The organism is Candidatus Mycosynbacter amalyticus (assembly GCF_025273655.1).
Taxonomy (GTDB): domain Bacteria; phylum Patescibacteriota; class Saccharimonadia; order Saccharimonadales; family Saccharimonadaceae; genus Mycosynbacter; species Mycosynbacter amalyticus.
Genome location: NZ_CP045921.1, coordinates 737535 through 759858, shown reverse-complemented (window position 1 = coordinate 759858; position 22324 = coordinate 737535). Strand labels below are relative to the sequence as shown.

The following is a 22324-nucleotide window of genomic DNA, read 5'->3' as shown; positions in this document are numbered from 1 at the left end:
ACTAGTATACCGGAAAGAGTTGCCGAGAGTACTCTTAAGAGAGTATGATGAATGTATGAAATCACAAATTGTACGTATAGTGACAGGACTTGTAATCGTAGCAGTAGGCGTGGGCTTCTTGCTTGATAGTGCAAATGTTATCGAATTTGGCGAGTTTGCCGCGACATGGTGGCCTCTGCTTGTGATATTGGCTGGACTAGTGATGTTTATCAACGACACCCGCAGCTACTTGTGGGCAATTGTAGTGACGGGTGTCGGTGTGCTGTTTCAGCTGCGCGAACTTGATGTAGTGGATGTTGATCCCTGGCAATTATTTTGGCCAGCAGTGGTGATTGTCGTTGGGCTTTCTATCGTATTTAGTCGTTCGCCTGGCCACAAGGTGAGCAAGGCCGAACGCGACGACATGACGGCCATACTGGGCGGTAGTGAACAGATGAATACATCGACCGACTTCAAGGGTAGTAAACTTACTGCTGTGATGGGTGGTACGAAGCTCGACCTGCGCAAGGCGAAAATCAAGAAAGAGGCGACCGTCGAATTGTTTACGTTTTGGGGTGGAATAGAGTTGATCGTACCTCGCAATGTGATTGTGCGTAACCAAACCTCGGCTATTCTTGGTGGCGTCGAAGACAAGACGGATCAAGATGCAGCCAAAGATGCACCAGTACTCTACGTAATTGGCGATGTAATCATGGCTGGAGTAGAGATAAAAAACTAGCTCATTTGCAGACTCATCGACAAGCGAGTATACTGAATTTCAAGGATGTCTATGAAGTTAGTGACCGAACAAGATGACCTGCAAATCGTCGAATATCTGACTTCTACTCTTGTCGCCCATCTGCAGGCGGACGAATCTGTGCTCTGGCTAGTGCCGGGTGGTTCGGCTATGAAGGTGGCCACTAAAGTATTGGTGGGACTTGAAGACGTCGATACCTCCAAGCTATGCATCACACTGACAGATGAGCGGTATGGTCGACCGAATCACCCAGACGAAAACTGGATCCAGCTCGAGCAGCTTGGTTTCAATGTGAGTACTATCAACGCATATCGAGTGCTGCGCGGCGAAGATGCCGAGACGACAGCACAAGATTTCGGCGATAAGTTGGAGCGGTTGTTTGCCACCTACGACTACAAAATCGGCCTTTTCGGTATCGGTGCCGATGGGCATACGGCGGGTATCAAGCCGCATACTGTGGCGGTGACAAGCGATGAGTACGCAGCGCAATTCATGGGTGCTGATTTTGCTCGCGTCACTATGACGCCAAAAGCGATTTCCGAGCTAGATGAGGTAGTAGCCTACGCGCACGGCACAGACAAATACCCAGCGCTGCGTCAGCTGCTGCACGAAGATGTACCACTATTAGATCAGCCCGCACAAGCGTTGAAAACCGTGCCACGGAGTACGCTTTTCAGCGATTTTGCTGACTGACATCACACACCAACAAGGAGGGAGTACTATGAAGATTATTATCGATGGCCTCGGACGCATGGGCGGACAAATTGCTGAGAAGCTACTGGCGGATGGCCACGAAGTTGTGGCGCACAACCGCAGCCCTGAGCCGGTAAAAGTCATGGCCGACAAAGGCGCAATTGCTGCGTACAGCAAGGAAGAGGCCGTAGCGGCATTTGCGGGCGAACCAATCCTCGTGTGGGTCATGATTCCGGCCAATGTGATCGACACCGCAATCGACGAGTGGCTCGCGCTTGCACCGGAGGGAAGTAACATCATCGATGGCGGTAATAGCGACTATCGTGGCGACTCGGCGCGTGCAGAGCGCGTGAGCGCCAAAGGCTGCAACCTGCTTGACATAGGTACGAGCGGTGGTGTGCACGGATTTAAGCGCGGTTTCTGCATGATGGTGGGTGGTAATCGCTCTATCTATGAATATGTCTCGCCTCTTCTCGATACACTTGCCGCTCCTAGTGGCGCCCATAGTCACTTTGGTCCCAACGGTGCAGGACATTATGTCAAGATGGTGCACAATGCGATTGAATACGGCATGATGCAAAGCCTGGCAGAAGGTTACCGCATGCTTCGTGAAGGACCAATTGCCGATATAGATCTCGCTCGTGCGGGTGAAGTGTGGCAGCATAGCAGTGTCATCACTTCTTGGCTTAACGAGCTGAGTGCCGAGGCGCTGAGTGAATCACCAACTCTCGATGGAATTGATGGAGTAGTAGCCGAGAGTGGCGAGGCACGCTGGACTCTTGAGACGGCGGCGGATCTTGGTATTCCATTGCCGGCTATTCAAGCATCTTTTGATGTACGGCTGGCGTCTCAGGCAGGCGACGTGAACTTCGCGACTAAACTGCTTGCTGCACAGCGCAACAAGTTCGGCGGCCACGATATTAACGGCAAGCAGTAGAATGACAGTATTTAAGCGCGTCGGTCAATTTATCGCAGCTGTAGGAATATCATTTGCTGCTGGAGGAATTGGTTCACTCGCAACTACCTCTAATATACCAACCTGGTATACTACTTTAGCTAAGCCGCCATTTTTGCCACCAAACGAAGTGTTTGGTCCGGTATGGTCGGTGCTGTATCTTCTCATGGGGATAGCGCTATTTCTCGTGTGGACAGCTCAGACCCAAAAGCCCAGCCTGGCATATGTGGCGTTTTTTTGTCAGCTCGCGCTCAATACAATATGGTCTCTTGTATTTTTTGGCTTACATCAGCCGGATATGGGCGTTGCGATCATACTTGTGCTACTTGGTGCGATTATTTGGACCATGCATGAGTTTGCGAAGGTGAGTAAAGTCGCATCTGCTTTACTTGCGCCGTATTTACTGTGGGTAGGTTTCGCGATATACCTGACTATCGGCGTTGCCGTGCTGAATTAGCCTAGCGTATACTAGAAAAGTGAACGCACAACTCGAAGCCAAGCTCAAGACTTTACCTCGCAATCCAGGCGTCTATTTTCACAAAGATGCGGCAGGTGAGATTATCTATGTTGGCAAGGCGGCGGTACTTCGCAATCGTGTACGGCAGTATTTTCAAGATTCACGCGATAAAGACATTAAGACCCAGGCGCTCGTAGCGGAAATTTTTGACACTGATTGGGTAGAGACAGAAAGCGAAATCGATGCGCTGTTTCTCGAAAGCGAGATGGTCAAGCGCTATATGCCACGCTACAACATACTGCTGCGTGATGACAAGTCGCAGATGTTCGTGCGGATCGATATGAAGAGCGAGTGGCCGACAGTCAGTTTCACCCGTAATCCTGCCGATGACAATGCAGATTACTACGGGCCGTTTTATAACAGCTACGCGCTCAAAAAGGCTCTGCGGTATCTTCGTAAAGTATTTCCGTATTTTACCCGCGAACCAAAACCAGGTCAGTCGCGGCTGGATGAAGACTTGGGGCTCAGTCCTCGCCGAGAGGATGGTAGCGAAGCATACAAGGCTAATCTCCGTAAGCTCGTAAGCTACATAAAAGGCAACCGCAAACAACTTGCCAACGAGATAGAGCAGGAGATGAAAACGGCTGCGGGTCTACATGAGTTTGAACGGGCTGCACACCTGCGCAACAAGCTTGGGCACATGCGAGAGTTGCAGCGCCGGGTGATGTTTGGCGACCGTGAATTTCTGGATATTTCTAAAGACAAGGCACTCGTGGATATCAAGCTGCTCTTAGGTCTCGATAAGCTACCTACTCGTATCGAGGGCTACGATATTAGTCATATGGGTGGCACCAACGTAGTGGCGAGTATGGTAGTGTTTACCAACGGTGTGAGTGATCGTGCCGAGTATCGTAAGTTCAAGGCTAAGCTGCAGCAAAACGATGACTATGCAAATATGTACGACACACTCCTCAGGCGCCTGAGTCCAAAAAATATTACTGCATGGGGTATGCCCGACCTACTGCTGATCGACGGCGGCAAAGGGCAACTCGAGTCGGCCATAAAAGCACTGGATGAACGAGGAGTTACCGTGCCCGTAATCAGCATAGCCAAGCGCGAAGAAGAGATGATCGTACACCGGACACGCTCATGTATCGACGCGACATATCTCGATGGTCTTGCGCATGCTGCACAGGAGGGGATTGATGTGCAGCAGAGCGGTGAATTCTATGTCGTCAATCTGCACCCTGGTCAGCGCAATGCCGGTTCGCATTCGCGCAACCTTCGTGCAGGCACGCAGGTCTATCCGCATACAGACGTGGTGAAGCTGTTTCAGCGCATCCGCGACGAATCGCATCGATTTGCTGTGAGCTATCACACGGTGCTCCGCAAGCAGAAGCAGACGGAAAGCATACTCGAGGATATACCGGGTATTGGCCCCGCGACACGCAAGAAACTAATCAAGACGTTTGGCAGTTTGCGTGCAGTCAAAGCGGCGCCAGAAGCAGAGGTGGCGGCTCTTGTTGGGCAGGCAAAAGCTACCGAAATCAAAAAGTTTTTGTGATACGCTAGAGGGAAGATGAAAAAGCTGGACGCGACATTTTTCGAAACAAATCGCCAGGCTGCCATGCAGAAGCTCGAAGGCAGTTTATTGATAGTGTCGGCGTATAGTGAAATGCAGCGAGGCAATGATGCGGCGCATAGTTTCGAGCAAGAGGCAAATTTCTGGTACCTGACGGGTGTTGAACATGCAAACTGGTGGTTGATTATGGACGGGACGCGGGGTAAATCGTGGCTTGTATCACCAGAAGTCGACGAGGTTCATGCACTGTTCGACGGGAGTTTGTCTGCTCAGCATGCGCGCGACATCAGTGGTGTTGCTGATGTAATCGATAGAAACGAAGCGCTCGAGCTTCTCCGCCGCGAAGCGCGCACTCGGCAGTTTATCTACGTTGTTGACCAACCCCAGTATCATGAGCATTTTGGTTTCACGCTCAACCCCGCTGCGCATGACTTGCGGGAACAGTGCCAGCGTATATTTACACAGGTGCAGGATTTTCGGCCCAAACTTGCCGAGCTTCGTGCGATTAAGCATCCAGAAGAAATTGCTGCTATGCAGGCGGCAATCAATTTGACGATCGATGGATTCCGCGAAGTGAAATCAAAACTTGATTCATACAAACACGAGTATGAAGTCGAGGCGGATTTCTCTCACTACTTCCGCTCTCGGGGTGCGATAGGACATGCGTACGATCCTATCGTAGCGGGTGGCGGTAATGCGTGTACACTGCACTATGGGACAAATAGCGCTGTGCTCAAAAAAGGTACACTACTGCTGCTTGACATCGGCGCGCGCGTGAACGGATATGCTGCTGATATTACCCGAACCTACGCTGTCGGCAAGCCTACTAAGCGGCAGCTGGAAGTGCATGCAGCTGTAGCAGGTGCGCAGACCCAGATCATCTCGCTCATCGAGCCGCTTCTTGGTATCGAAGAGTATCACCGACAAGTAGATGTAATTATGAAGCGTGCACTTCTCGGCCTTGGTCTTATGCGGGATATGGATGATGACGCCTATCGAAAATATTTTCCGCATGCAATTAGCCATGGCCTGGGTGTTGACGTACACGATGCACTAGGTCGTCCTAAATACCTGCAAGAGGGTATGGTGCTCACGGTCGAGCCGGGTATCTATATCCCCGAAGAAGGCATAGGTGTGCGGATAGAAGACGATATACTCGTCACGGCCAAAGGTCACCGTAATCTGAGTGCCAAACTCGAGACAGAGTTATGATATACTTTAAAGCATAGTATGCGACGTCAATTTGCCGTATTTATAGTCCGCTGGCTTCTCAATTCATTTGGGTTGTGGGTGGCTGTACGTCTGCTCGGCACAGGTGTGTCGGATCAGCAGATCGACGAAAGCATCTGGCTTTTTCTGCTAGCTGGTCTTGTGTTCTCGATTCTCAATACGCTACTTCGACCCGTGGTGATTATTCTATCGCTACCCGCGATACTAGTGACACTAGGCCTCTTCATTTTTATCGTCAATGGCTTTGTGGTGTGGCTCGCGATTCAGCTTACTCCTGGGCTTGAGATGACATTCCTCAACTCGATTTTTGCCGGAATGCTATTAAGTCTGATAAACTATATAGTAAGTAGCGCCTTGGAACTCCAGGTGATCAAAAAGAGAGAGGAAGCATAGATATGGATACAGCATTACAGATTGCGATTGTGGGCTCGGGAATTTTGATGACGACGGCAATTTTGCTACAGCAGCGTGGCGCAAGTCTTGGTGCGGGATTCGGTAGCTCGGGCGAGTTGTTTACATCGCGTCGTGGTATCGACAAAAACCTGTTCGAGTTCACTATTATCGTGGCAGTTGTGTTTGTGCTGTCTATCTTGGCATCATTGCTGCTACCTGCTCTAGGAGCGTAATACTTCAGTGGCCGATTCTGAAAAGAAATGGAACCGATTTCAGCGCCTGAGTGTGAAGTCGGGAAAGTTTTCGGAGAGAGCGAAACGTGCCGAAAATGCTTCTGTGAAGCACGCACATCGCTTCATTATCAAACGGCTGCATAGTGCTCGTGAAGTTCGGCGTAATATTGCACTGTGGTTGCTCGGCATGGGTGTGTTGATTGCAGTTGCAGCAACTCAATTTTTTTTGTTTCAGTCGTCATACATCACATACGCGGGAGGATCCGGCGGCACGTATGCGGAAGGCGTGCGGGGCGAAATCAAGACGCTCAATCCGCTTTATGCATCGACACCCGGTGAACAAGCTGTCTCGCGCTTGATGTTTTCCAGTCTTCTTACCTATGACAAAACAGGCAAGCTACGCGGCGATCTGGCCGAAAACGTGTCTGTGCTCGACGAAGGTAAGCGCTATAGGGTAACGCTCCGCCCAAATGTACTTTGGCACGATCATGCGAAGCTTACGGCCGACGATGTGGTGTTTACGGTTGGTCTGATCAAAAATCCAGCTACCAGCATACCAACTAGTGCAAGCTGGCAAAATGTCGAGGTAAAAAAAATCGATACTCGAACTGTTGATTTCATGTTGCCGTCGACATACGCGCCGTTTCCAAACGCACTCACATTTGCCGTTGTTCCCCAACATATATTGCAGAAGATTACTCCCGGCGCGTTGCGCGATAGTCGATTTAGCGCGCAGCCTGTTGGTTCAGGCCCATTTAGCTTCAAGTTGCGTCAAGATATTCAAGGCCGAGACGCGCATGTAGTCGTGCACATGAATCAAAATGCGAGCTATTATGGTGGCACGCCCAAGATCGAGCGTTTCCAGCTGCATTCTTATGGTGCGAGCGATAGTTTGTCACGAGCGATTCGTAGCCATGCTGTCAATGCGGTCAACGGCGTATCTCTTGCGGACTATAGTCAGTTTGTGGACGATCCGGCGTATGCCGCCTCGCTTAGTCCGGTGCATGCCGGCGTGTATGCGCTTTTCAACACACGTTCTACGGGAGCATTAAGCAGTGTGGAGGTGCGCCAGGCGTTGCAGGCGGGCACGGATATCAATGCCGCACTCAAGTCACTGCCGGTAAAAGTATCTCCGCTAGAGACGCCGATACTCTCTAGTCAGACGGATGTTTCGGGTATAGCCAAGCCTGCCTACGATAAGACACGCGCCGAGCGGCTACTCGATGAGGCGGGTTGGAAGAAATCTCCCACAGGTGAGCGTAAAAAAGGCGACGAAGTCTTGACGCTCAATGTCGTGACCATCAAGGGGGCTGACTACGAGGGCGTGGTGGAAAGTCTGGTCTCGCAGTGGCGTCGCCTAGGTGTCAAGGCGCAGCTGCGCACCGTCGACACAAGCGATCCTACGCAGAATTTAGCAAGTAGTGTGCTGCAGCCGCGTGATTTCGATGTGCTGGTGCACGAGTTGTATTTGGGTGCCGATCCGGATGTCTATGCGTTTTGGCATTCGTCGCAGGCCGTGGAACGTGGACTTAATTTCTCAAACTACAGCAATGGTATTAGTGATGATGCGCTGGTGAGTGCGAGACTGCGCCTCGAAGATGGCCTGCGCAACGCCAAGTACCAGGCATTTGTACGCCAATGGCTCAAAGATGCACCGGCACTTGGTCTTTACCAGTCGCAAATGACGTATGTGCACACAAAAGACTCGACAGCTTTCGACTCTGGCACGACACTTATCACTGCTACGGACCGATTTAACGATGTCATTTACTGGTCGACGCATCAAGCACCTGTTTACAAAACACCGTAAAACCGGTACAATGATCTGAGCTATTCCAGAGGGAATTGCTAGTATGTCCCGCTCACGACACTAAACTGACACTATATAACCACTCTTGTGGCGGCTGCGTGAAACGTGAATATTATGTAGACGCGATAGCGCGACAAGCGAAAGTCCAGTGGCGACACAAAAGTCACATTGACATAACCACTTTGCGGTGGTGGCGGAATTGGTAGACGCGCTAGCTTGAGGGGCTAGTGAGCATTGCGCTCGTGGAGGTTCAAGTCCTCTTCACCGCACCAATGAAGACGTTCCAGACAATACAAGCTTGAAAAGCTCGTTGACCTCTGGAACTTTTTCATTTTCTGGTGTTCCACAATCTATTTCTGCATAGCTTGGCATTTTGTCGAATAATACCCCAAAATAACGTGCTCGAAGTATCGGGTTACAGTGGTCGATGAGCAATTCTTTGAGGTGTTCCACAAAGTATTCTATATATTTCAAGATTGTTGGCATATCGACGCCTCCTTGCGTTTCTAGCTCGCCTTTACGAGCATCTAAATCGTTAATTTGCTGCTCTATTTTAGTTAAGTCCTCCTCCATGTATTTAATTGCCGTCGGTGATGACACAAGCCTCATTTTGTCTACAATAACGCGCATCTGAGCCTCAAGCTCCTCGCGCTTCTTATCGCGTAGTTCACCCTCGTCCTGCACACGCACTTGGCGTTGCTCCCACACGGTCTGTACGGCCTTTAGAACCTCGTCAAAACGCGCAGGATCGACGATAACGCGCTCAATGAATTGATTTATCTTGTCATCGAACTCGCCTTTAGGAACGCGGAAATAGTGACCGTGGTGACTACAGTGATATGCAGGGTAGTATTTGCCCGACTTGCCACGAGAAGCGCTCCCAAGCAACGGATTGCTACATTCAGGACAGAGCACCACTTTGCGATATGGGAACTCCTCGTTATATACGTTCTTCTTTGCAAATTTCTCTTGCTTAGGCGCACGGGTAACGGTTGGGTGGTCTGGATCATCAGGATTGAGTGCAATACTGATTTTGCCGCGATTGGCTTTATTCCATAACTCGATAGACACTAAACCATCAAACTTACATAGCACCGGCTTATCGCCAGTCCACTTTTCAGTATTCACGCCTGCATAAATAGTCTTTGCAACATAGACGCGCAGCAGCTTGCCGGTCATTTTCTTGCCGCCAGAACGCCTCACAATCTTAGTCCGGTCTAGCTTGTCGCGAATTACCTTGATTGGAGTTTGAAAACCAAGCCGGTTCATTTCATCGGCTATTTGGTCGTCACTGTAGATGCCAGAGGCTCGCATATCGTACATCTTACGAATAATAGGCGCTTGGTCGGTTTGCGGCACAAGAATAGCTCGTTTACCGTTCACGGTTTCAAGCTTGCTCGTTTCATATCCGTATAGCGCTGCACGTGACCAGTAGCCGATCTGTGTGTAGCGGATTTCCGAGCCAATCATGCGCGTTAGAATATCGCGTACCTCGTCTTTGGCACGTTCTGCCTCAAGTAACTCTGTTTTACGTGACGGTGTGGTAACGCTCCACTTATACTCCATACCGAGATGCTCTAGCGTGTTGATCTTTGCATTACTAATCACGCCGTACATGTCTTCAAGATGGACACCACGGGGTTCGAGCTGTTTTTTGAGCTGCTCGTACACCATCGCACCAGCGCGGGTGAAACGGTCGATGGATTTGACAAGGATAACGTCAATATCGTTTTTCGGGTCGATAGCGTAATCAATCACATGCTGCATCGGCTGATTATCACCGGCGGCCGACTCAAGATACGTCAGGATTTTAGTGATATTGATGCCGTGCGCAGGAGCATAGCGCTTACCTTGCTCGATTTGGGCTTCTGGCGAGTCGCCATCAATCCCTTGCCCGACAGTCGATACACGGACTGCTAGGACAGCATTACGCTGTTTGCTGTCTTGAAACATTGTCTACCTCCTGTATTTTTTTGAGCAGAGGAAAGCCGTCAGCCTCGTCTTCGGCTATACGGTCGGCAATCAGGTCGGCAATAAACTTGATACGCTCCTCGACGGTGAATTGCACCGTGTCGGGAGTTGCGATTGCTTGCTGATTTTTACTGCCTTTTGGACGTGACATATACCCTCCTTATGTGGAGATTGCCACGCTAACAACTCGGCTAGTAGTTTATTTGTCCCAGGGTCGTCCTGGCTTTGGTCGTTCTTTGAGTTCTTTGTTCACTAAATCTTTGAGCTGCTTGTCACCCGTTTGAGCAAGCAGCTGCAACACGAGTTCGCTAAGCGTTAGTCCATGCTTCTTAGCAACGGCCTTTGCACGCTCGCGTAGGTCGTCTGTGACACGTATTTGCATACTGACTATCTTTCTGGACATTTGCCCTTATTTTAACATGTAATACTATTTAGCGCTCACATGTAATGCACATATGCGTGTGGTTCACGATAGCCAAAAGGTCTTCGTCTGGCGTTTCGTAAAGCGTATCTGCTAGGTCGTAGTACCAGCAGGCGTATACTTCTGCCATCGCTTCCTTTTCAAGTAATTCACGCTCAATCATGCCGCCTCCTTTACCTGTAACTAGCCGAATTGTTAACGTACAATCTCTATATATAAATAGTATTACTAATTAAAATAAAAAGCAATACTTTTTACTTATTTTACCTCTTAAATTATGCCGAATATCGGTATGCGGTATTTATACCCTTATTTACATCTGTTAATACTTGTATTTTTTCTCTCTTTCTTATATATACATATATAGAAAAGAAGAAGCAGAGACAGTGAACACGAGATAGTATCATGGCAGATAAACGATCAGCATTAAAACAAGGTCAAATAGACATATTAGAAGTTCTGTATAAGTACAGGTTTGGTAGTCGTCAGTTAGTAGCAGATAGTCTAGGTATTAAAGCAGGGTCTAGTTTATACGAGAAATTAAACGTCCTTATTAAGCATGGATTAGTAGCTATGAGGCAGGAAAAGCGACTCAAGCTACTCGGTGTGCCAGCAGCCTATTACTTGACGTCTAAAGGCCTCAAAACGCTTCAAGCGCTTGATGGTCACGCTCACATTACCGAAGCCACCATAAAGGCCAGCTATCGTGATAAAGTTCTGAGTCAAGCTTTTGTTTCCCATACCCTAGATGTCTATGGCCTCACGAACGCCCTCAAGCATCAGTACCCAGACTTGAAGGTATACCTCCGCCGCGATATGAGCCGCTTTAGCTACTTTCCCGATAGTCCACCTGATGCCTTTTTGTCACTCAAACTTGGCGACACTCCAAAGCGCTTCTTCTTAGATGTCATTCCTGACAGTCTGCCGCGCAATATACTTGATCGCCGGATTAGTGGTTATGCTGAGTTCTTTGATGAGGGTGGCTGGGAGGCGACGAATAGCGAACTACCGAGCCTATTACTCGTCACGGAAAAAGGTACGACCGAAACACGCGCGAGGCGTGCGGCTAGTGCTGCAATCAATCGTGCCGACATAGACGATGACTTGGCTGTATATACGACCACCTTTGGCGCACTCAAAGACGCAGCCGCAAGCGATGCCGTTTGGACAAGCATTGAAGATGCTGACGAGCTTTTACTACTATCTGATTTGTAGAGCCTTTTATCGTCTTGCCCAGGACTGGTATGATAGCTATTCTATTCCGTCATCAAGCTCATCAGATATGAGTATATCGCCGCGTGAATTTTGCATACCTTTATGGCCAACCGTATCGACAACTTCACCGAACTCGTCAATCCGTACCTGAATATAGAACGGTTCAAAGTACCAGCCAAACTTCTTAGCTATTTCTGCCCAGCTTTCTCGACTGTGCTCAATTTTCTGACGTGTTGCTTCGCTTACTGTGATATACATGTCTTCGCTCCTTTAGAATTAAACTTTGTCGGGCGGTTTTAAGTCACGCCCAGGACTAAAAAAGCCGAGGTTAGTATTCCTCGGCTAACATCACCGTTAAGACTCGGTGACAATCCGGACTGAGCGGATCGCACCAACCGGACAACTGCTGGTCGTAGTAGTCTATCTTCCAAAACAACGTCTCGCCATCGAGCTTGATTTGTCCAAAATCATGCTCTCCGTATGGGTCGTTGTCTTCATTAAAGACATCGTAACTCCGTACCATGCTGATGACTCTTTGCAAATCCATCTTTGCAGATACGCCGCGCGTAATCATGTAACGCACTGGATTGCTACGACGATGCGCGTCATTGAGCGCAGCTATCTTTGCTGATGTTTCGTTTGGTATCGTGTCGGTGTCCATAAGACCCTCCTTGCTTTACCGAGAGGGCTTTCTGCCTCTCTGTCAGAGGGCGACGGGCTGCAACGAACTGGGTCAAGGTGGAGCTCCCCTTGACGTTTACCAATGGGACGAACGACCTTGATGCGGTTCGTTCACCCGTATAATGAAAAGACAGAGGGAGGAAGCCTCTTACATGCTGCCACTTAGTTCCGTACAGCATGACGATAGGAGCAGTTTAGCGTCATGCTCAGGACGTCGTTAGCTAGTCGAGATTAGCTTTGATAATCTCTAACCAGTCAACTTGTCGAAAGGCGTGTTGTAGCAAGTCGCGCCACATACAGGCATCCTCGATCTCATCGTTTAGCTGCCACTCTAACCGTTCTTTAAGCCAGTCAGCTTTGTCGACTGCGGGACATTGCATACTCACAGCTTCCATCAGTACGCTATAACTAGACGGTTCACCTGAGAGCCACAGGTTTACCACCCACGTTTCTCGATTGCTCCACCCGTTATACTCGGTGGCTACAGTTTGTGTTGCTTCAGCTACGCTAGTCATGTCTTCCTCCTTTACTTTACGTAACGGAGTTACCTGACGGGGTCGCATGGCAAAGGTGTCAAGGTGGAGCGCTCCTGACGTTTACCAGTGAACGAACGACCTTGATACGTTTGCTCGACCCGTATACTTGAACAGTACGTGAAGTAAGGAGTTAAAAATAATTAATTTCTATATATAATTGGGTTAAGAAGATTCGTGTTTTTCGCTCTGCGAGAGAACAGGAGTCTTCTTTCTTTTTCAAAGTACTTATGGTAGCCATTAGAGGAGTTGGGCGGTAAAATTAGATCTGATGACGCCAGTTGAAAAAGTAACAGATTTTACACTCAAATCATTTACAGGCTACACCGGACCGAGCTGCTTATTTGGGCGCTCCAATATATTCTTCGCGCCCAACGGGAACGGTAAAAGCTCTCTTGCGCTTGGCCTGCGTACTGAATACTTGAAAACGCACGATGAAGCCAATCTCCGCATCTACAACAAACACTTCGTATCAGAGCAACTACTATTACAGGACGGCGGCGGAATCAAAGGCGTAAAGGCTGACTTCGGTAAGGTTGACGTTGATCTAGAGAAGCGTATCCAAGAACAGTCAGACCTGAATGATAAAGCACAAGCAGAAATAGACACTCTGACGGAAGAAAATGAGAAGCTGATTGCAGCCACGACAACGACGCTTGATGATATCTTTAAGCGACGAAAAGGTAAGGCCAGTATCGCCAAGAAGCCTATCAAAGAGGGTATTCATGAAAAGGTGGTGCAGCTTTGGACTGACGACTATACCAACGCCGTTAAACAGTTCCCCGACGAGAAGTACGATGAAATTGATGGCGAAAAAGATTTTAAGAGTACTCTCGATCTTATCAATAGTCTCTCATTAAGCCGCTCGCCGGAAATAGCCGAAGCCGACTTTGAGGAACTTGGCCGCATTACCGCTAAAACCTACTCAACCATAGAAATACCGAGTGCGGATATTGTTAGCTGGCTAGAAACCGGTCTTGAGCTTCATAGCGGCAAGGATCACTGTGAATACTGTAAAAGCCCGCTTGATACGAAAGAAGTGGCGCAGCGTATTCAAGCGTACCTTGACGACGAAAGAAGTGTTGACCGTAAAATACTTGAGAAGATACAGAATAGTCTCCGACTCATCTACAAGAACATCAATGGTATTACAGATGCCAGTGAGACTGTTACTGTGACCCTTGAGCAAGATGAGTCCGTTAAACAATCTTTGGCCGCTCTCGCTACCAGTAAGCAAGCCATAGAAGACGCCGGTAAAGTTATAGCCGATAAGATTGAGGCAATGTCCGAAAAAGCCAGCATAGACGTGGACAGTCTCAAAAATACACTCGACACGGCGCAAGAGCATATTCAAGCACTCCTTGATGTTCGTGAGAAACTCAAGAGCTTATATGAAGACAAGATTAACCGGCTAGAGATTCTTGTTAAGGGTGCAATCGGTTTTGAGGTGAAGAATAGCCAGCTTGTTAGTGATAACACGGCAGCCTATACGGAGAATAATAAAAAGATTGCTGAACTCAAGAAAGATATTCGTACAAGAACGGAGGCAATTCGCAAGCTTAGAGATAGCAAATCTGACCTGTCTGATTTTGCTGAGTATCTGAATCAGATATTTGAAGAAATTGGAATCGGCTTCAAGTTAGTATTGTCGGGAAAAGCGTACGCGTTGCAGCACTCTATTTTGAATGTTGATCTCAATATTGACGATATAAGCGAGGGCGAGCGCAATCTTCTGGCACTGGTGTATTTCTACTACGAGATGCTCGGCAGCGACAAGAAGAACCTCAAGGATAACCTTGAGATAGTTATTATTGATGATCCGGCAACAAGTATGGACGATGAGAATAGGTTCTTTATCCTTGAGTTAGTAAAGAGCATCATTGATAACCGGAATTTTCAGTCGTTCGTGCTTACGCACTCATGGCGTGATTACTGTGACTTGTGCTATGGAAAGTACGAGGAAGCCAACGTTAAAAAGTTTGAAATTACTAAGGTGAGCGGCCAGAGTGACATTGAGCTTTCACGCAGCGTCACCATGCCCTACAGAAAGTTATACAAAGAAATCTACGAGTTCTCGCAAAAAACGGCAGATCAGTTAACTCCTGATGAAGCGCTGCATATGCCCAATACGATGCGCCGCGTGCTTGAGGAGTATATTCGCTTTAACTTTGGGATAGCGCTTGCGACGCAAAGCAGTTACAACGAAATTGCAGTAGCCCTATTTGAAACTGAAGTAATCAATATTAGTGTCAATAATGAAGCCAAGCTCAAGAAGTTACTATCTGTTTGCAATGTTCTCTCGCACGGTACGACACCTACGAGAAGTATCGCTGAAATTCATACAAGCTCTCGATTTCTTATGAACCGCATTAAGGATATAAACACGTACCATCACAATGAAATGAAGCAATAAGTGCTTTTATACGTAACTCCGTAAACGACTTTAGTCGTTTGGGGAGTTGGCTGTTTTTCTGAAAGAAAAATAGCTTTGCAGCTTTGGCAAGCCGTAAACTTTTTGCTAATACATAGTTGAAATATACTCCCATAGGGTATATCATAGACGTATGATAGCCGAGATTAAGAAGCAAGCAATAAATCGTTCACATAGGATTGAGGGTCAATTCAAAGCGCTCGAAAGGGCTATAGACAACGAGGTGTACTGTATGGACATCTTGACGCAAAGCCTCGCAATTCAGAAATCACTGGCTTCGCTCAACAAGCTCATTCTAGAAAACCACCTGCGTACTCACATGGCTCACTCGCTGGGATCACACGACCCTGCCGAGCAAGATAAAGCCATTGAAGAAATGATGAAACTGTATGAGCTAAACAACATTCGGGGGAAATAAATGGATCACTCGGCTATGGGTATGATGGACGAAATGGCCGGTATGGAAAACGAGCTTAAAGGCAAAACCGGTGATGAGTTTGATAAGGCATTTATCGAGCAGATGATCATGCACCACCAAGGAGCGCTTGATATGGCTGCGCCTGGTGAAAAGAACGCCGAGCATCAGGAAGTGAAAGACTTGGCAAAGGCAATCGTTGAAGCTCAAAGTAAAGAAACTGCTCAAATGAAGCAGTGGAAAAATGATTGGGGTTACTAATGAAAGTTGATAGTTTTGACACAAGAAAGGCAGTGATAGCTATATGATTGGTCACGGCTCTACAAATACAAAGGCACTGAAAATAAGCGCAGCTCTATTGTTGACGTATTTTATAGCCGAGATAACAGTAGCATTGGTGAGCGGCAGTCTATCGCTGCTCGCCGATGCTGCCCATGAGTTGTCTACGGTAGTTGCTATAAGCGTTTCTTTAGTGGCAATTAAGCTCACTCATACTAAACCCACAACAAAGCGTACATTCGGATTTCGGCGAGCAGAGACAATAGCAGCACTCACTAACGGAGTTCTACTGCTTGGTATGGCAGTATTCATTATAGTCCGTGGCCTTGATCGCCTAGCTAATCCTGTAGAAATGAGTGCCGCTCCGATGTTTGCAATGGCAATCGGAGGGATAGGTCTTGAAATAGCTTCGCTTGTAATTATGTATAGAGGTCAAAAAGAAAACCTAAATATTCGTGGTTCATTTTGGCATGTTATGAACGCCTTTCTTGGCAGTATTGCAGTCATTATTGCTGCAATCTTTATCGAAGTTGGCCAAGTATACGAAGCCGACACTTGGGCAGGACTCATCTTCGCAATCATCTTGATATATGCAGCCTACGGAATCATCAGGGATGCATTACGCATTCTTATTGACGCAACACCAACTCGTATCGATATAACGCTCATAGATAAAGACTTAAAATCAATCAAAGGTGTAGAAGCAACGCATCATTTACACGCACGAACCGTGGGAGGTGGTATCGAAACATTTTCTGGTCACCTTGTTGTTGCAAGCAATCGTAACGCCCAGTCCGTCCTCATACAGGCCAAGCAGCTACTAGAGAAGAAGTATGGATTCAATCTTTCAACTATTCAGATAGAGGATAGTAGTCTCTTTGAAAGCGATCCTAAAGAGATTGAGTATAAAAGTATGGAGAAACAGGCATGAACCATACACACCATCAAGGACATTCGCAGCCAGTATATGTTTGTCCAATGCATCCCGAAGTGACCTCGGACAAGCCTGGCATGTGTCCAAAGTGCCACATGGCGCTCGAAAAAGTAAAACAAAAGCCAGAGCAACACGGACACGATCACGACAAGCACGCCGGGCATAGTCCCAACATGTTCAAGCAAAAGTTTTGGTTGAGCTTGCTACTGACTATACCGACCCTCGTTTTCTCGCATACGGTACAAAGCTGGTTCGGGCTGAATTTCATGTTTACCGGCAGCGAGTATATTCCGGCCGTGTTCGGTACGACTATTTTTCTCTATGGCGGTTTAGTGTTCCTCAAAAGTGCCAGAGGCGAACTAGCGGCTCGCCAGCCGGGTATGATGACACTCATCTCGATGGCAATATCTGTGGCGTTCGTCTATAGCCTGCTTGTCACATTCAAGGTGGTCAGCGGTATGGACTTCTGGTGGGAGCTAGCAACATTGGTGACGATCATGCTGCTCGGCCACTGGCTCGAAATGGCGTCCGTCCAAAATGCACAGGGCGCACTCAATGAGCTTGCCAAGCTACTACCTGACGAGGCAGAGCTAATCGACGGCGATACAACGAAAAAAGTCTTGATTAGTGAACTGAAAGTCGGCGACTTGCTACTAATCCGCCCAGGCGCTGGGGTGCCAGTTGATGGTGTGGTCGTTAAAGGCTCGTCCGAGGTCAATGAATCTATGCTCACCGGCGAATCAAAGCCGGTAGCCAAAAAGCCAGATAGCGAAGTGATTGGTGGCACAATTAACGCCAGCGGCGCACTGACGATCAAAGCGACAAAAGTGGGTAATGATACGGCACTCGCCGGTATTATGAAACTCGTCGAAGAAGCGCAGACCAGCAAGTCAAATACTCAGATACTAGCCGATAAAGCCGCGTTTTACTTAACTTTTGTTGCCCTTGGCGCAGCGCTGATTACTTGGATTGCGTGGTGGATTGCGGGCGCATCGGCCGGATTTATTTTAGAGCGTATTGTAACGGTGCTAGTAATCGCCTGTCCGCACGCCCTTGGCCTCGCCGTACCACTTGTCACGGCCATCTCGACCACATTGGCCGCCAAGAACGGCCTACTTGTTAGGCAACGCATGGCACTTGAAGCAGCGCGAAATATCGACGTGATACTGTTTGATAAAACCGGCACGCTTACGAAAGGCGAACAAGGTGTTGTTGATGTCGTGGCGAAAGACAAGACCCGCATGTTGAGTCTCGCTGCTGCACTAGAGCGCGAATCAGAACACCCAATTGCGAAAGCTATTTTCCAGTATGCACGCGGTCAAAATGTGCCGGAAATTCACACCACTGACTTTTCGGCACTTTCTGGTCGTGGTGTACGAGCAACGATCAACGGCAAGTCTGTCTATATTGGCGGCCCACGAATCCTCGAAGAACGCGCCGTCCGGCTTGATGCCGCGCTGCGAGCGGCAACCAAAAAAGCCTCGGACGATGGTAAGACGGTTGTGTATGTCATCGAGGGCAGAAATGTCTTAGGTGCGATCATGCTGGCCGATGTGATACGCAAAGAATCAAGAGAAGCCGTGGCAACGCTGCATAGTATGGGCAAGCGCGTCGCTATGCTGACCGGTGATAGTAAGGGTGTGGCCGCATGGGTAGCTAAGGAACTTGGTATCAAAGAATACTTTGCCGAGGTACTACCTGAAAACAAAGCCGAAACCGTCAAGAAATTACAAACAGACGGCAGCCGCGTGGCAATGGTCGGCGATGGCGTCAATGACGCGCCTGCCCTGACGCAAGCCGATATTGGTATTGCGATTGGCGCTGGTACTGATGTTGCTATTGAATCAGCCGGTATCGTACTGGCAAGCAGTGACCCGCGCGGGGTTGCTAAAATCGTCACGCTCTCGAAAAAGACGTATAGCAAAATGGTACAGAACCTTGCGTGGGCAACCGGTTACAACGCCCTCGCAATTCCGCTTGCGGCAGGTGTGACATCAGCACTCGGCTTTGTATTGTCACCAGCGTTTGGCGCGGTACTGATGTCGCTATCGACCATCGTTGTTGCTATAAACGCGCAGTTTTTACGAAAAGTACGGTTGTAAAGGAGGGATTATGCACGACCATCACGATCACGAACATCATCACCATCATCACGGCGATGCGCCAGCCGTTGACCCAGCGACGCTCGACGATACGCAGGCGATTTGTCCAGTGACAGGCGATGTCGTCGTCAAAGCCGAGGCAGAGGCGCTTGGTCATAGCCGCCAACATGACGGACAGACCTACTATTTCTGCTGCGCGACGTGCGTACAACTGTTCGATAAAAACCCTGAAAAATATACCCATCAAACCCATAGCACCGATACCCTCACGCTCACAAGCAAAGAGAACCTAGCAGATAATGTCTGGGCGTTTCGATTCGAGGCGGACACACCGATCTCATGGACACCAGGCCAATTCATTCGTATTGAGTTGCCTCATGATAATCCTGATGATGAGGGAACGAAACGCTGGTTTACAATCTCATCGATGCCCCATGACGGCTATATTCAGATTACAACTCGCGTTACCGATACCACCTTTAAGCAGGCGCTCGCTGCGCTGCCAATCGGCAGCACGATCAATCTTGTTGAGCAGCCGGATGGTGATTTTGTCTGGCAAGAGAGTGAAAAGCCGCTGGTATTTATCGCGGGTGGCATCGGTATCACCCCGTTCTACAGTATGCTCAAAGCCAGAGGCCATAGCGGACAGCCGGTGTCGGCAACGCTTATTTATAATGGTCGAACTGATGAGTTACCATTCAAAGTGGAGTTTGAAGAAGCCAGCAGGCGACATCCAGAGTTTAAGGTGCACTATGTTATCGGAGAGCAGCTCACTACCGAAAAACTCACAGAACTCGTGCCCAATATTAGTTCGTCACAGGTTTATATTTCAGGTGCCGAGTCAATGGTGGAGGCCCTCGGTAAGCAATTAGAAGAGAGTGGGCTTGCTAATGATAATCTCCATCAAGATTTCTTCCCTCACTACAGCGAGGCAAACTACTAGAAATATGACGCTTAGAGCAAAGTACGGTAAAATAGAGATATGAAACGAGTCTTCCATGGAGTTGTTTCCGTATTTATGCTCACAGTACTTAGCGTACTGTCGTTAGGTGTACATGCAGCCGCATTACAGCCTATGAGCAGCATGGGACACTCAATGGGCGGCGCATCTCATCAGACGAGTTCGTCAAGTTGTTTTACTGCCTGTACCACAGTAACTCTTCACAAAGATGAGATCATCAAGGAGACTGACAAAGACGAGGACGACCAGCCGCAACCTCCATTTTATGTTCAGTTCCAAACATCGCCCCTCTTAGCCCTTGAAGAAAAGCACGGTCAAGAGACAAGAGCTGCCCTAGATAGAGAACCACCTCCTGACAGCACGCCAGCTTTTATAAGGCTCGCTGTCTTTCGCGCTTGAGATTAGCTATTTACGAATACCGTTAAATAGCTAATCTAGGAGTATCTATGAACAATAAGAAATTATTTACTATCATTGCTGTTGTGCTCGTGCTGGCAGTAGCTGGCGGCGCACTTTACTACGGCTTGCGTGGCAACACGACTAAATCAAATACGGACAGCATGTCCGGCATGGATATGGGCGGCTCTACAGACAATGGCTCGCTCGTTGACACCAATAGTGCTACATACAAGCAGTACGCAGCCATGAGTGGTGAGACATACGACCGTAATTTCATCGCCAATATGATAGCCCACCACCAAGGTGCTGTTGATATGGCAAAGCTGGCACAGAAAAATGCCAAGCACCAAGAGTTGAAAGATATGGCGAACGACATCATCTCGGCTCAAGAGGGTGAGATTAGTCAGATGACGGCTTGGCAAAAAGAATGGGGTTATCCATCGACAAGTGCCGACAACATGATGGATCACAGCGCTATGGGTATGATGGATGAGATGGCTGGTATGAACAGCGCCCTAGAGGGAAAGACGGGTGATGAGTTTGATAAAGCCTTTATCGAGCAGATGATTATGCACCACCAGTCGGCTATCGACATGGCTGCTCCTGGTGAGAAGAACGCACAGCACCAAGAGCTAAAAGATCTTACCAGGGCTGTCGTTTCTGCTCAGACACAAGAAATCAAGCAAATGAAGCAGTGGCAAAAAGATTGGGGCTATGAAAATTAGAACCCTGCCCATTGTATTGGCAGTTGTTATTCTTGGTTTTACTGGAGCAATCATTGCTGCAAAGGCAAACAAACCACCGGAACCACCACGTCCAGGGGTTGAGCAAAGTGACCACGGCCGTGAACACGTGGACAGCAAGAAGTATGGCGGTGACCAGCCGCCAACTTCTGGTGCTCACGCAAACCCTGTTTCGTGGGGCGTGTACGATACAGAAGTCCGCGACGATCAACTGGTACACAATATGGAGCATGGGGGAATCTACATTTCATACCAACCAAGCCTACCGAAAGACCAAGTTGATAAATTGACCCGACTTTTGTCAGCACCTTTTGCGAATCCAAAGTTTCAACCAACCAAGATAGTCCTTGCACCAAGAGCAACCAATAAATCGCCGATAGAATTAAGCTCATGGCGCAGGAGTGAAACATTACTGGCGTATGATCAGCAAAAAATAGAAGACTATGTTGCGCGTAATCTGGGCAAAAGCCCCGAACCGCTTGCACGATAGGCCAAGGAGGTAAAAATATGCGAAAGATAGTTGTAGGAACGATTATTGTGCTCGCAGTCGGAGCAGCAGCAATAGGCTGGTGGTTTTCACAAAACCAGTCAGCTTCCGCTCCAGAAAGTAAGCCGATGCCGTCAGCAAGTAAAAGTGAGAAACCGGCTAACCCAAACGAGCATAACTACATGGATACTGATTTTGCGAAGAAAATGATCGTCCATAATCAGCAGGGTATCCAGATGGCGGACATCGCGAAGAAAAATGCGAGCGACGACAAAGTTCGCCAACTGGCGGTACGTATCAGCGATGAGCTAACGAGTGACACCAAACAGTACATTAACTGGCTTACCGAGTGGAAAGAGACATATTTCAATCTGTCTGATTTTCCTGAGATGGAAGGCCACGATATGTACCCGACTCTTCCTGGGATGGCAAGCCTCAGTGATCTGCGTGAACTTGAATCTGCTACAGGCAGTTCGGTAGATAAGCTATTCTTGCGCTTGATGATTGCCCATCATGAGGGTGCAAATGAAATATCAAACGCAGAGTATTTAAAGGGCATGCAGTTTGGTCAGATGATAAATCTCAAGAACAAGACCGTGAAAAAACAAACCGAGGAAATGCAGACAATGAAACAATTACAAGCTAAAGGAAATTAGATGAGGT

Annotated in this window: 26 protein-coding genes and 1 tRNA gene; 20 read left to right on the top strand and 7 right to left on the bottom strand. The window is 48.3% G+C overall.

The window, feature by feature from the left end; genetic code table 11:
• Positions 1-55: 55 nt before the first annotated feature.
• The 10 genes from GII36_RS04220 (at position 56) to GII36_RS04175 (ending at position 8361) form a co-directional block, all read left to right on the top strand.
• On the top strand, positions 56-718 hold the full coding sequence (locus tag GII36_RS04220; RefSeq protein WP_260762797.1) for a LiaF transmembrane domain-containing protein: 663 nt from the start codon (positions 56-58) through the stop codon (positions 716-718).
• A gap of 45 nt (positions 719-763) precedes the next feature.
• Positions 764-1429, top strand: coding sequence for a 6-phosphogluconolactonase (locus GII36_RS04215; protein WP_260762796.1), 666 nt, complete (start codon positions 764-766; stop codon positions 1427-1429).
• Positions 1430-1457: 28 nt separating this feature from the next.
• Positions 1458-2366 carry an NADP-dependent phosphogluconate dehydrogenase gene (locus GII36_RS04210; RefSeq protein ID WP_260762794.1) on the top strand — a complete coding sequence of 303 codons (909 nt, stop codon included), beginning with the start codon at positions 1458-1460 and terminating at the stop codon, positions 2364-2366.
• 1 nt (position 2367) lies between these two features.
• Positions 2368-2841, top strand: a complete 474-nt coding sequence (locus tag GII36_RS04205) for a TspO/MBR family protein (protein ID WP_260762792.1) — start codon at positions 2368-2370, stop codon at positions 2839-2841.
• A 19-nt stretch (positions 2842-2860) separates the two neighbouring features.
• On the top strand, positions 2861-4405 hold the full coding sequence (locus tag GII36_RS04200; RefSeq protein WP_260762790.1) for a helix-hairpin-helix domain-containing protein: 1545 nt from the start codon (positions 2861-2863) through the stop codon (positions 4403-4405).
• A 15-nt stretch (positions 4406-4420) separates the two neighbouring features.
• Positions 4421-5635, top strand: a complete 1215-nt coding sequence (locus tag GII36_RS04195) for an aminopeptidase P family protein (RefSeq protein ID WP_260762787.1) — start codon at positions 4421-4423, stop codon at positions 5633-5635.
• A gap of 18 nt (positions 5636-5653) precedes the next feature.
• The gene (locus GII36_RS04190; protein WP_260762784.1) at positions 5654-6046 is read left to right on the top strand and encodes a phage holin family protein; all 393 of its coding nucleotides are present in this window, start codon (positions 5654-5656) and stop codon (positions 6044-6046) included.
• 2 nt (positions 6047-6048) lie between these two features.
• Positions 6049-6279: a preprotein translocase subunit SecG gene (gene secG / locus GII36_RS04185; protein ID WP_260762781.1), complete on the top strand. Its 231-nt coding sequence runs from the start codon at positions 6049-6051 to the stop codon at positions 6277-6279.
• 7 nt (positions 6280-6286) lie between these two features.
• Positions 6287-8089, top strand: a complete 1803-nt coding sequence (locus GII36_RS04180) for a peptide ABC transporter substrate-binding protein (RefSeq protein ID WP_260762780.1) — start codon at positions 6287-6289, stop codon at positions 8087-8089.
• A gap of 184 nt (positions 8090-8273) precedes the next feature.
• Positions 8274-8361, top strand: a tRNA-Leu gene (locus tag GII36_RS04175).
• Here the strand turns inward: GII36_RS04175 and GII36_RS04170 are convergent.
• From GII36_RS04170 to GII36_RS04155, 4 genes are read right to left on the bottom strand one after another with little or no spacing between them, the layout of a single operon-like run.
• Positions 8351-10042 carry a recombinase family protein gene (locus GII36_RS04170; RefSeq protein WP_260762778.1) on the bottom strand — a complete coding sequence of 564 codons (1692 nt, stop codon included), beginning with the start codon at positions 10040-10042 and terminating at the stop codon, positions 8351-8353. The two genes, GII36_RS04175 and GII36_RS04170, sit on opposite strands and share 11 nt — an antisense overlap.
• Positions 10017-10211: a hypothetical protein gene (locus tag GII36_RS04165; protein ID WP_260762774.1), complete on the bottom strand. Its 195-nt coding sequence runs from the start codon at positions 10209-10211 to the stop codon at positions 10017-10019. Before GII36_RS04165 ends, GII36_RS04170 begins: the two co-directional genes overlap by 26 nt.
• Before the next feature lie 48 nt (positions 10212-10259).
• Positions 10260-10442: a DUF6364 family protein gene (locus GII36_RS04160; protein ID WP_260762772.1), complete on the bottom strand. Its 183-nt coding sequence runs from the start codon at positions 10440-10442 to the stop codon at positions 10260-10262.
• A gap of 49 nt (positions 10443-10491) precedes the next feature.
• Positions 10492-10644 (bottom strand): hypothetical protein, encoded by a 153-nt coding sequence (locus GII36_RS04155; RefSeq protein ID WP_260762770.1) that lies wholly within the window; start codon positions 10642-10644, stop codon positions 10492-10494.
• 242 nt (positions 10645-10886) lie between these two features.
• On the opposite strand from GII36_RS04155, the gene GII36_RS04150 reads away from it, so the two are divergent.
• Positions 10887-11696 (top strand): replication-relaxation family protein, encoded by an 810-nt coding sequence (locus tag GII36_RS04150; protein ID WP_260762768.1) that lies wholly within the window; start codon positions 10887-10889, stop codon positions 11694-11696.
• A gap of 36 nt (positions 11697-11732) precedes the next feature.
• Here GII36_RS04150 and GII36_RS04145 read toward each other — a convergent pair whose 3' ends face one another.
• The 3 genes from GII36_RS04145 to GII36_RS05905 form a co-directional block, all read right to left on the bottom strand.
• Positions 11733-11954: a hypothetical protein gene (locus GII36_RS04145; RefSeq protein ID WP_260762766.1), complete on the bottom strand. Its 222-nt coding sequence runs from the start codon at positions 11952-11954 to the stop codon at positions 11733-11735.
• A 70-nt stretch (positions 11955-12024) separates the two neighbouring features.
• Positions 12025-12357, bottom strand: a complete 333-nt coding sequence (locus tag GII36_RS04140; protein ID WP_260762765.1) for a DUF3768 domain-containing protein — start codon at positions 12355-12357, stop codon at positions 12025-12027.
• Positions 12358-12598: 241 nt separating this feature from the next.
• Complete coding sequence (locus GII36_RS05905; RefSeq protein WP_446680079.1) at positions 12599-12892, bottom strand: DUF7249 family protein; 294 nt, start codon at positions 12890-12892, stop codon at positions 12599-12601.
• A gap of 289 nt (positions 12893-13181) precedes the next feature.
• On the opposite strand from GII36_RS05905, the gene GII36_RS04130 reads away from it, so the two are divergent.
• The 9 genes from GII36_RS04130 (at position 13182) to GII36_RS04090 (ending at position 22317) form a co-directional block, all read left to right on the top strand.
• Complete coding sequence (locus GII36_RS04130) at positions 13182-15323, top strand: AAA family ATPase (protein ID WP_260762761.1); 2142 nt, start codon at positions 13182-13184, stop codon at positions 15321-15323.
• Between the two features lie 151 nt (positions 15324-15474).
• Positions 15475-15759 (top strand): metal-sensitive transcriptional regulator, encoded by a 285-nt coding sequence (locus tag GII36_RS04125; RefSeq protein WP_260762756.1) that lies wholly within the window; start codon positions 15475-15477, stop codon positions 15757-15759.
• Positions 15760-16017: a DUF305 domain-containing protein gene (locus tag GII36_RS04120; RefSeq protein WP_313900704.1), complete on the top strand. Its 258-nt coding sequence runs from the start codon at positions 15760-15762 to the stop codon at positions 16015-16017.
• A gap of 43 nt (positions 16018-16060) precedes the next feature.
• Positions 16061-16966 (top strand): cation diffusion facilitator family transporter, encoded by a 906-nt coding sequence (locus GII36_RS04115; RefSeq protein ID WP_260762754.1) that lies wholly within the window; start codon positions 16061-16063, stop codon positions 16964-16966.
• Complete coding sequence (locus GII36_RS04110; RefSeq protein ID WP_260762752.1) at positions 16963-19071, top strand: copper-translocating P-type ATPase; 2109 nt, start codon at positions 16963-16965, stop codon at positions 19069-19071. The genes GII36_RS04115 and GII36_RS04110 overlap by 4 nt, the downstream gene beginning before the upstream one ends.
• 10 nt (positions 19072-19081) lie before the next feature.
• The gene (locus GII36_RS04105; protein WP_260762750.1) at positions 19082-20014 is read left to right on the top strand and encodes a YHS domain-containing protein; all 933 of its coding nucleotides are present in this window, start codon (positions 19082-19084) and stop codon (positions 20012-20014) included.
• A 464-nt stretch (positions 20015-20478) separates the two neighbouring features.
• Positions 20479-21156 (top strand): DUF305 domain-containing protein, encoded by a 678-nt coding sequence (locus GII36_RS04100; protein WP_260762749.1) that lies wholly within the window; start codon positions 20479-20481, stop codon positions 21154-21156.
• Positions 21146-21664, top strand: coding sequence for a DUF3105 domain-containing protein (locus tag GII36_RS04095; protein ID WP_260762747.1), 519 nt, complete (start codon positions 21146-21148; stop codon positions 21662-21664). Before GII36_RS04100 ends, GII36_RS04095 begins: the two co-directional genes overlap by 11 nt.
• Before the next feature lie 17 nt (positions 21665-21681).
• The gene (locus GII36_RS04090; protein ID WP_260762744.1) at positions 21682-22317 is read left to right on the top strand and encodes a DUF305 domain-containing protein; all 636 of its coding nucleotides are present in this window, start codon (positions 21682-21684) and stop codon (positions 22315-22317) included.
• Positions 22318-22324 lie beyond the last annotated feature (7 nt).

Bases quoted from the DNA above. Each gene is read 5' to 3' on its own strand.
- GII36_RS04220 (WP_260762797.1), top strand. From the start codon at position 56: ATGAAATCACAAATTGTACGTATAGTGACAGGACTTGTAATCGTAGCA.
- GII36_RS04215 (WP_260762796.1), top strand. From the start codon at position 764: ATGTCTATGAAGTTAGTGACCGAACAAGATGACCTGCAAATCGTCGAA.
- GII36_RS04210 (WP_260762794.1), top strand. From the start codon at position 1,458: ATGAAGATTATTATCGATGGCCTCGGACGCATGGGCGGACAAATTGCT.
- GII36_RS04205 (WP_260762792.1), top strand. From the start codon at position 2,368: ATGACAGTATTTAAGCGCGTCGGTCAATTTATCGCAGCTGTAGGAATA.
- GII36_RS04195 (WP_260762787.1), top strand. From the start codon at position 4,421: ATGAAAAAGCTGGACGCGACATTTTTCGAAACAAATCGCCAGGCTGCC.
- GII36_RS04190 (WP_260762784.1), top strand. From the start codon at position 5,654: ATGCGACGTCAATTTGCCGTATTTATAGTCCGCTGGCTTCTCAATTCA.
- secG (WP_260762781.1), top strand. From the start codon at position 6,049: ATGGATACAGCATTACAGATTGCGATTGTGGGCTCGGGAATTTTGATG.
- GII36_RS04170 (WP_260762778.1), bottom strand. From the start codon at position 10,042: ATGTTTCAAGACAGCAAACAGCGTAATGCTGTCCTAGCAGTCCGTGTA.
- GII36_RS04165 (WP_260762774.1), bottom strand. From the start codon at position 10,211: ATGTCACGTCCAAAAGGCAGTAAAAATCAGCAAGCAATCGCAACTCCC.
- GII36_RS04160 (WP_260762772.1), bottom strand. From the start codon at position 10,442: ATGCAAATACGTGTCACAGACGACCTACGCGAGCGTGCAAAGGCCGTT.
- GII36_RS04155 (WP_260762770.1), bottom strand. From the start codon at position 10,644: ATGATTGAGCGTGAATTACTTGAAAAGGAAGCGATGGCAGAAGTATAC.
- GII36_RS04150 (WP_260762768.1), top strand. From the start codon at position 10,887: ATGGCAGATAAACGATCAGCATTAAAACAAGGTCAAATAGACATATTA.
- GII36_RS04145 (WP_260762766.1), bottom strand. From the start codon at position 11,954: ATGTATATCACAGTAAGCGAAGCAACACGTCAGAAAATTGAGCACAGT.
- GII36_RS04140 (WP_260762765.1), bottom strand. From the start codon at position 12,357: ATGGACACCGACACGATACCAAACGAAACATCAGCAAAGATAGCTGCG.
- GII36_RS05905 (WP_446680079.1), bottom strand. From the start codon at position 12,892: ATGACTAGCGTAGCTGAAGCAACACAAACTGTAGCCACCGAGTATAAC.
- GII36_RS04130 (WP_260762761.1), top strand. From the start codon at position 13,182: ATGACGCCAGTTGAAAAAGTAACAGATTTTACACTCAAATCATTTACA.
- GII36_RS04125 (WP_260762756.1), top strand. From the start codon at position 15,475: ATGATAGCCGAGATTAAGAAGCAAGCAATAAATCGTTCACATAGGATT.
- GII36_RS04120 (WP_313900704.1), top strand. From the start codon at position 15,760: ATGGATCACTCGGCTATGGGTATGATGGACGAAATGGCCGGTATGGAA.
- GII36_RS04115 (WP_260762754.1), top strand. From the start codon at position 16,061: ATGATTGGTCACGGCTCTACAAATACAAAGGCACTGAAAATAAGCGCA.
- GII36_RS04110 (WP_260762752.1), top strand. From the start codon at position 16,963: ATGAACCATACACACCATCAAGGACATTCGCAGCCAGTATATGTTTGT.
- GII36_RS04105 (WP_260762750.1), top strand. From the start codon at position 19,082: ATGCACGACCATCACGATCACGAACATCATCACCATCATCACGGCGAT.
- GII36_RS04100 (WP_260762749.1), top strand. From the start codon at position 20,479: ATGAACAATAAGAAATTATTTACTATCATTGCTGTTGTGCTCGTGCTG.
- GII36_RS04095 (WP_260762747.1), top strand. From the start codon at position 21,146: ATGAAAATTAGAACCCTGCCCATTGTATTGGCAGTTGTTATTCTTGGT.
- GII36_RS04090 (WP_260762744.1), top strand. From the start codon at position 21,682: ATGCGAAAGATAGTTGTAGGAACGATTATTGTGCTCGCAGTCGGAGCA.